Here is a 6,969-nt window from a genome sequence, read left to right as displayed (position 1 = left end):
CAAAAGTGCCTCTAAACCCTTGTGAGATAAGGATTTTTTGATTTTTCAGCAAGCCCTAAATATTTTGTTTATCAAGTAACCGACTTCAAGAACAACAGGCGCATTAAGATGGATTCGGATCGCGTACAGTTGCAGGTGAGCTTGTTCGCGGAGGGCAATCTGATGGATCAGACCTGTACCGACAAATTGCTGCAATCGGAGCTGCGGGCCGAAGTAGAGAAGTCGGTCGGGGAAGAGATGAAAAGCTACATTCAGACTGCCTTTGAGCGGTCCAAAGAACTGGGGGCGGATGTGCTCGGCATCGGGCGGGATGTGCGGCGATTTTACCCAAAGGCTTGGAAAGGCATGAAGGCGAACTGGGAGCAGTATCTGAAGGAAGCCGAGCTGCAGGTCGAAGTGGACGCCCATATTCGCCGCAACGGCCTTGTCGTCGAACCGACCTTGTCGAAAATGCAGGAATAGCAGGCTGTAAGCAAAGGAGAAGGATGTCGTGATTTGGAAATCGCTCGCTGTTGCAGCGGTCTTGTCCGCTCTGTCATTTATGGATGCAAGACGGCTCATATCGAGCCGGAATCGGCGGGAAGCGTACGTATACGGTGGACTCATGTTTTTGGCGTTCGTGCTGTTCGAGCTCTATGTGTTTCGCGTTCCCGTTACCGGACCCAATGAGATGCTGATGTACATGGCCCGCTGGCTTGGGCTGCCGTAACGGTGCTTTTGCGGGCTGTTTTTGCAAGAGGGGGTACGGTTGATTCCGTGCGTGCGTAACGAAGGGCGGATGATATACGACGGCGGTTCCATGGTGAAGCTGAGGTAGCAGCTTGGAAGCCCCGGAAGCCGGACGCGTTAGCGATGTTCTGCATCGTTAACGCCCGCCAGGTCGTCTCGACTGTTTAGCTTAATGATGTAAAACATCGTTAAAGTCCATGCGAAAGAACAGAAATCCGATCTTACAAGTTCGTTATCCAAATTAAAGCTGGGGTGCTATAATGATATGGACTAGATGGTCTATTGAATACGGCGCTCATCGTGACTATTATGGAAGAAGCAGTAAAATATTAGGAGAGGCGGACATTCATTCATGTTAGACATTATTAAGGCCATTATTTTAGGAATTGTGGAAGGATTGACTGAATTTCTGCCGGTATCGTCGACAGGCCACTTGATTCTCGTAGGCGAACTGCTGAACTTTGAAGGGGACGCGGCAACGACGTTTAAGATCGTCATCCAGCTCGGCGCCGTTATGGCGGTGTTCGTTCTGTATTTCCGGCGGTATATCGATATTTTGCTCGATCTGCTCAAATTTAATTTCCGCGCCAAGAAATTGAACGCGATCCATATGGTGCTCGCTATGATCCCCGCACTTGTGGCCTACCTGATCTTCAAGAAGCTGATCAAAGGCGTATTGTTTGAATCCCCTACGCTGGTCTTGGTCGGTCTCGTCATCGGCGGTATTCTGATGATCGTTGCAGCCCGGGCAAAGCGCCGGGTGACGGCGGAGGAAACCGACGACATTACATATAAGCAGGCATTCGGCATCGGGCTGTTCCAATGCTTGGCGCTGTGGCCCGGCTTCTCCCGTTCGGGTTCGACGATCTCCGGCGGCCTTCTGCTCGGCACGAGCCAGAAAGCGGCGGCGGATTTCACCTTCATCATTTCCGTTCCGGTTATGCTGGGCGCTACGGCGCTGGACATGTACGACAGCCGCGAGTACTTGACCTCCGACGCACTGGTGCTGTTCCTGATCGGCTTTATTGCCGCGTTCGTGGTCGCGATGATTGCGGTCGTCACGTTCCTCAATTTGATCAAGCGGCTCAGGCTGGAATGGTTTGCGCTGTACCGTTTCGTGATTGCAGCGTTGTTCTATATTTTCGTATTGATGTAATGCCGGAAGACGGAACGGAATACGAGGAAAATGAAAGCAAGCCCATAGGGAGACTCTCTCCCCATGGGCTTGCTTCGTTACGCGCGAATGTCCAGTTGACCGCCAAGATGCGGCTGTACACTGCGCTCGAGCATCTGCACCACGCTGCTGGCCTGGAGCTGGGATTGCTCCTTGGCCATCTGGAGAAGGCGGATGCCGACGTTCTGAGACAGCGCGCTCTGGCTCAGCGAAATCGAAAGTGCGGCGACGTCCATAGCCAGCGTCTCCTCTCTGCAGATCCATCAATAGCGTACTTCTTAGTTATCGGTAAAATGTCTCCGCCGCTTTAGTCCGGCCACGCCTGTCCCTTCGATGCTCGACCAGCATACCCGCTAGCGTTAGCAGCGTACCCGCGTTGATGAAGAGGTCGGCTATATTCAGAATGCCGCTGCCGCTCCCGAAGACAAGGAAGTCCGTCACCTTGCCGAACAGCGCCCGCTCGATGCCGTTACCGACCGCTCCGGCAACAAGAAGGCCGGTGCCGAACTCCTGCAGGAAGCCGCGAAGATGGCCTTTCCTGCGGTAATAGAGGACGGCGACGACGAAGATGATAGCGAATACGGCCATATACCGGCCATATCCGGGAAACAAGCCGCGTGCCGCTCCGCTGTTTTGGTAATGATAGAACTGAATGTAGGGCTCCCAGAACGGCATCGAAGCGCCGACCGGTACGTGCAAAGCGATGAGCCGTTTGGTGATCAGGTCGACGGCAACTGCAATCAGGGAAGTAGCATAAAACAGCAACGGTCAGTCACGCTCCTCGCGGGATATCTTCCTACATCAGCACCAGCAAGTATAAACAGTCGGTTATACTTGGCTGATTCCGCTACGGTAAACGCGCTCGTCCTGAAGGACGGCGAAGCCGTTTATCCTTGGGTAAGTCCGTTATACCACCGGAGAGGACGATATTCAAATAGGAGCGAATCAGTCAAAAAGACAAAGCGATATACGTAATTAAGTATTTTGCAGGTACGGCTTGTTCGGGAGGTAGTGCTGCGCCTTGATGGTACGGATCGTCCTCGTGCGGGCTCTCATGACGAGGGAATGCGTCTCCGCTCTTTGACCGGACAAGTACCGGACCCCCGGCAGGAACTGCCCCGGGGTAATGCCCGTTGCGGCGAAGATCACGTCGTCCGTGCCGACTAGCTCGGGCAATCCGAGCACCTTATTCGGGTCGGGGATTCCCATCTGGAGGCAGCGTTCGTACTCGGCGTCGCTTCCCGGCAGCAGCCGGCCCTGGAAATCGCCGCCCAAGCATTGCAGCGCAGCCGCGGCAAGAACGCCCTCCGGTGCGCCGCCCGAGCCGACATACAGGTCGATGCCGGACTCCTCGAACGCCGGCGCCATCGCCCCGGCGACATCCCCGTCGCTAAGGAATTGAATCCGGACGCCGGATTCGCGAAGCGTTCGGATGAGATCGGCATGGCGCTCGCGCTCGAGCACCATGACCGTGACGTCGGACATCGGCTTGCGCAGTACGGTAGCCGCAAGGCGGAGTGTCGTGTCGATCGGGTCGTCGAGTCGCAGCATGCCCTTCAGCGCCGGACCGGTAGCCAGCTTCTGCATATACATGTCAGGGGCATGGAGGAGCTGGCCTTTGCTGGCGATCGCCAGAACCGCAAGCGAGTTGTTCAGGCCTTTGGCGACAAGCTCCGTGCCTTCCAGCGGATCGACGGCTACGTCGACTTCCGGACCGGAGCCGCTCCCGACTTTCTCCCCGATATAAAGCATCGGCGCCTCGTCCATCTCGCCTTCGCCAATGACCACGGTGCCTTTCACGCTGACGGTGTCGAGCATCGCCCGCATCGCGGCGGTCGCCGCTCCGTCGGCCTCATGCTTGTTGCCGCGGCCCATCCAGCGGGCGGAAGCCAGTGCTGCAGCTTCCGTAACGCGAACCATCTCTAATGCCAGTTCTCTCTCCATCCCGGATCCTCCTCCAATATGCCGCCTAATAGCAGGTGGTTTTGGTTTTATTTTCACACATTAAATAGGTATAATCAATATTATATTGTGTCAAATATTTGATTAGTGTGTGTTATATAGACTCTTGATGCGTGAGATCTGCGGGTGCGGAAGGTTTGAATTTGGACGCCGCTTTGACTATAGTAGTAGCTAACGAACGTAGCTCAGAAAGCGGGGGAACGGGCATCGAACTGACGAATCGACAGATGGAGATCGTAGCGCTCGTAAGGAAGCAAGCGCCGATAACCGGCGAGCAAATCGCGGAGACGCTAGGCATCAGCCGGCCGACGATCCGCTCGGACCTGGCGGTGCTGGTCATGCTCGGGTATTTGGACGCCAAGCCGAAGGTCGGCTACACGGCAGGAAAAGCGGCGCCGGACGGAATTGCGGGCGGACGGAAGCTGCTGGAGCTGAAGGTGAAGGACATTCAAGGCATCCCGGTCATCGTTCGCGATACGGCAACCGTGCACGATGCGGTGGTTACACTGTTTATAGAGAATACGAGCGGCCTGGTCGTTGCGGACGAGAATGGCGGATTGCTTGGAGTCGTCTCCCGCAAAGATCTGCTCAAGGTTACGCTGGGGAATGCGAGCGCCGCGTCGATGCCGGTCACTCTGGTGATGACTCGGAAGCCGAACGTCGTTACGGTTGGGCCTGACGATTATGTGATCGACGCCGCCCGCAAAATGATTCACCATCAAGTGGAAAGCTTACCTGTCGTCGTTCGCCGTTCCGGAACGGGGTCTGGAAGCGGGGAACGCGGCGAGGATTGGCTGGAGGTTGTAGGCCGTGTCAGCAAGACAAGCATGACGCGGGTGCTGGTTGAGGTTGCAGCCGGGTTCCGCTTGGGGGGAGGTGGCGGTGACGATGAGTAAACTTCACCTGATTTACATATGCTCGGACTCTACGGGAGAGACGGCGGATGCGGTCGCCCAGGCCACGCTTCGCCAGTTTCCCGGTGTGAACGCCAAGATCAAGCGGTTCGGCCAGCTCCGGCACGAGGATGATATTCGGCGTATCATGGAAGAGGCGGCGCAGACCGGCGGCTTCGTCTCGTACACGCTTGTCCAGCCGGAGCTGCGCGAGATGATGAAGGCTGAATCCGTCCGTCTCGGGGTCCGCACCGTCGATCTGATGGGGCCGATGATGCAGGCGTTCGTCGAAACGTTCGGCGATGCGCCGAAGCGTCAGCCGGGACTGCTGCATGAGATGGACGCAGAGTATTTCCGCCGCGTCGAGGCTATTGAATTCGCCGTCAAGTATGACGACGGCCGGGACGCTCGCGGCATGCTGTCGGCGCAGATCGTGCTGGTCGGCATATCGCGGACGTCGAAGACGCCGCTGAGCATTTTTCTGGCGCACAAAGGGATCAAGGTGGCGAATTTGCCGATCATGCCTGAAGTGAAGCCGCCTGCGGAGCTGTTCAAAATCCCAGCGGAACGCATCATCGGCTTGACCATGGATGCGGAATACGCGCTGAGGATCCGTATGGAGCGGCTGAAAGTGATCGGCCTCCCGGACGGCTCCAAATATGCGACGATGCAGCGAATTACGGAAGAACTCGACTACGCGCACGGGCTTATGCAGCAGCTCGGCTGCCCGGTCGTGAACGTTACGAACAAAGCGATTGAAGAAACCGCCGGCATTATCATGGGATATTTATCATAATTGGAGCAGCACCGAACAACCGATGAACAAGCCTCGGCGAACGATTCCGGGGCTTGTGCCCGTTTTCGGGAAAGCGTCACATTTTTTCAGGCGAAATTAATATGGGGTTAATATTTCGTTGCGATAATGGTGAGGTATGCCGTAGACCATATCACGTATTCCTGCAAACGCGAATGAAAAAAATAGAGCTAGACCCAATATATGCGCAATATATTTATACAGGGATTGGACGGGACATCGGTGCCCGTATGCAGAGGAGGCGGCCACTTCTATGAAGCGTAGTCCAAAGCTTATGATTCTAACAGCCAGTTACGGAGAGGGCCATATTCAGGCGGCGCGCTCGCTGCAGCAGCGGCTTTATTCGGAGGGGATGAAGGATGTCAGCATCATCGATTTGATGAAGGAAGCCCACCCGCTGCTGCATTCCATTACGTCGACATTGTATTTGAAGAGTACGAAGTCGTCCAAATACGGACTGGATTATTATGGCTGGACCTATTATATGACCCGCGATACGAAGCCGGACGGCACGTGGGGCAAGGCGTTCAACTATTTGGGGCGGAAGAAGCTGAAAGAGATCGTGGAGCTCGAGAGGCCCGATGCGATCATCAACACGTTCCCGTTCGGCGCCGCGCCGGAGCTCGGGAGGGAGCACGGCATTCCAACGTTCACGATTGTAACCGATTATGCCCTGCATGCGCGCTGGTTCCATCCCGACACGTACAAATATTACGTCGGCGCTCCAGAGCTGCGGCTGGAGATGGCGCTGAAGGGCTTCAAGCCCGAGCGCATCGAGGTCAGCGGCATCCCGGTCCGCGAGGCGTTCCATCAGACGGCATCTATTCCCGCGGTGAGAAGCGGCATCACGGAGCGATTCGACAAGGAGAAGAAGCTCGTGCTGATCTCGGCGGGCTCCTACGGGGTGCTTCACCACCTGGATCAAATGATTTATACGCTGCTCGAAGCGGGAGGCTGCCAGCTGGCGGTCGTCTGCGGCCGCAACGAGAAGCTGCGCCAGCGGCTCGAGGCTACGCACGGGTATCATCCGCATGTGCACATCTTCGGCTTCGTCGACCGGATCCACGAGCTGATGGCGGCGTCCTCCTGTATCGTGACCAAGGCCGGGGGCCTGACGCTGACGGAAGCGCTGACCCTTCGGCTGCCGATCTTCATCTATAAGCCGTTCCGCGGCCAGGAAAAGGAGAACGCGCTGTTCCTTCAGGCGAAGGGGGCGGCCAGCATCGCGCTTAGTGCGGACGATTTGGCTGCGCAAATCTTGCAATTCCTGGCCGATCCCGAGATTGGCCGGGCGATGAAGCGGGGCATGTCGTTCCTGCCGTCCGGCAGCGCCGCCGAAACGATTGTGAAGGACGTCATCCGGTCGCTGGAGAGCAGGCTGCTGCAGTCCGTATAAC

At 56.4% G+C, this 6,969-nt stretch carries 8 protein-coding genes and 1 pseudogene; 6 read left to right on the top strand and 3 right to left on the bottom strand.

Translation table 11 applies throughout. The annotated features are described in order from the left end of the window. Positions 1-75: 75 nt before the first annotated feature. The 3 genes and pseudogenes from ACFFK0_RS04470 to ACFFK0_RS04460 form a co-directional block, all read left to right on the top strand. A pseudogene (locus ACFFK0_RS04470) lies at positions 76-462 on the top strand (Ger(x)C family spore germination C-terminal domain-containing protein); the annotation flags it as partial. A 28-nt stretch (positions 463-490) separates the two neighbouring features. Then, positions 491-709, top strand: coding sequence for a hypothetical protein (locus ACFFK0_RS04465; protein ID WP_377468697.1), 219 nt, complete (start codon positions 491-493; stop codon positions 707-709). A gap of 372 nt (positions 710-1,081) precedes the next feature. After that, positions 1,082-1,885: an undecaprenyl-diphosphate phosphatase gene (locus ACFFK0_RS04460; RefSeq protein ID WP_377468696.1), complete on the top strand. Its 804-nt coding sequence runs from the start codon at positions 1,082-1,084 to the stop codon at positions 1,883-1,885. Positions 1,886-1,962: 77 nt separating this feature from the next. Here the strand turns inward: ACFFK0_RS04460 and ACFFK0_RS04455 are convergent, their stop codons facing one another. The 3 genes from ACFFK0_RS04455 to glpX form a co-directional block, all read right to left on the bottom strand. Then, positions 1,963-2,139: a YjfB family protein gene (locus ACFFK0_RS04455; protein WP_377468695.1), complete on the bottom strand. Its 177-nt coding sequence runs from the start codon at positions 2,137-2,139 to the stop codon at positions 1,963-1,965. A 46-nt stretch (positions 2,140-2,185) separates the two neighbouring features. Next, a complete protein-coding gene (gene lspA / locus ACFFK0_RS04450; protein ID WP_377468694.1) occupies positions 2,186-2,668 on the bottom strand; it encodes a signal peptidase II in 483 nt (160 codons plus the stop codon). A gap of 210 nt (positions 2,669-2,878) precedes the next feature. Then, complete coding sequence (gene glpX / locus ACFFK0_RS04445; RefSeq protein WP_377468693.1) at positions 2,879-3,847, bottom strand: class II fructose-bisphosphatase; 969 nt, start codon at positions 3,845-3,847, stop codon at positions 2,879-2,881. A gap of 245 nt (positions 3,848-4,092) precedes the next feature. On the opposite strand from glpX, the gene ACFFK0_RS04440 reads away from it, so the two are divergent. From ACFFK0_RS04440 to ACFFK0_RS04430, 3 genes are all read left to right on the top strand, one after another. Next, a complete protein-coding gene (locus ACFFK0_RS04440) occupies positions 4,093-4,761 on the top strand; it encodes a helix-turn-helix transcriptional regulator (protein ID WP_377468704.1) in 669 nt (222 codons plus the stop codon). Further along, on the top strand, positions 4,754-5,554 hold the full coding sequence (locus ACFFK0_RS04435) for a pyruvate, water dikinase regulatory protein (RefSeq protein ID WP_377468692.1): 801 nt from the start codon (positions 4,754-4,756) through the stop codon (positions 5,552-5,554). Before ACFFK0_RS04440 ends, ACFFK0_RS04435 begins: the two co-directional genes overlap by 8 nt. A gap of 271 nt (positions 5,555-5,825) precedes the next feature. Then, complete coding sequence (locus ACFFK0_RS04430) at positions 5,826-6,968, top strand: MGDG synthase family glycosyltransferase (protein WP_377468691.1); 1,143 nt, start codon at positions 5,826-5,828, stop codon at positions 6,966-6,968. The last annotated feature ends 1 nt before the right edge of the window (position 6,969 follow it).

Origin of the sequence: Paenibacillus chartarius (genome assembly GCF_042432825.1) — a bacterium.
Taxonomy (GTDB): Bacteria; Bacillota; Bacilli; order Paenibacillales; family NBRC-103111; genus Gordoniibacillus; species Gordoniibacillus chartarius.
This window is presented reverse-complemented; position numbering and strand designations above follow the sequence as displayed.

Coding starts and splice junctions, on each gene's coding strand:
- ACFFK0_RS04430 (WP_377468691.1), top strand. CDS start 5,826: ATGAAGCGTAGTCCAAAGCTTATGATTCTAACAGCCAGTTACGGAGAG.
- ACFFK0_RS04435 (WP_377468692.1), top strand. CDS start 4,754: ATGAGTAAACTTCACCTGATTTACATATGCTCGGACTCTACGGGAGAG.
- glpX (WP_377468693.1), bottom strand. CDS start 3,847: ATGGAGAGAGAACTGGCATTAGAGATGGTTCGCGTTACGGAAGCTGCA.
- ACFFK0_RS04440 (WP_377468704.1), top strand. CDS start 4,093: ATGGAGATCGTAGCGCTCGTAAGGAAGCAAGCGCCGATAACCGGCGAG.
- ACFFK0_RS04460 (WP_377468696.1), top strand. CDS start 1,082: ATGTTAGACATTATTAAGGCCATTATTTTAGGAATTGTGGAAGGATTG.
- ACFFK0_RS04455 (WP_377468695.1), bottom strand. CDS start 2,139: ATGGACGTCGCCGCACTTTCGATTTCGCTGAGCCAGAGCGCGCTGTCT.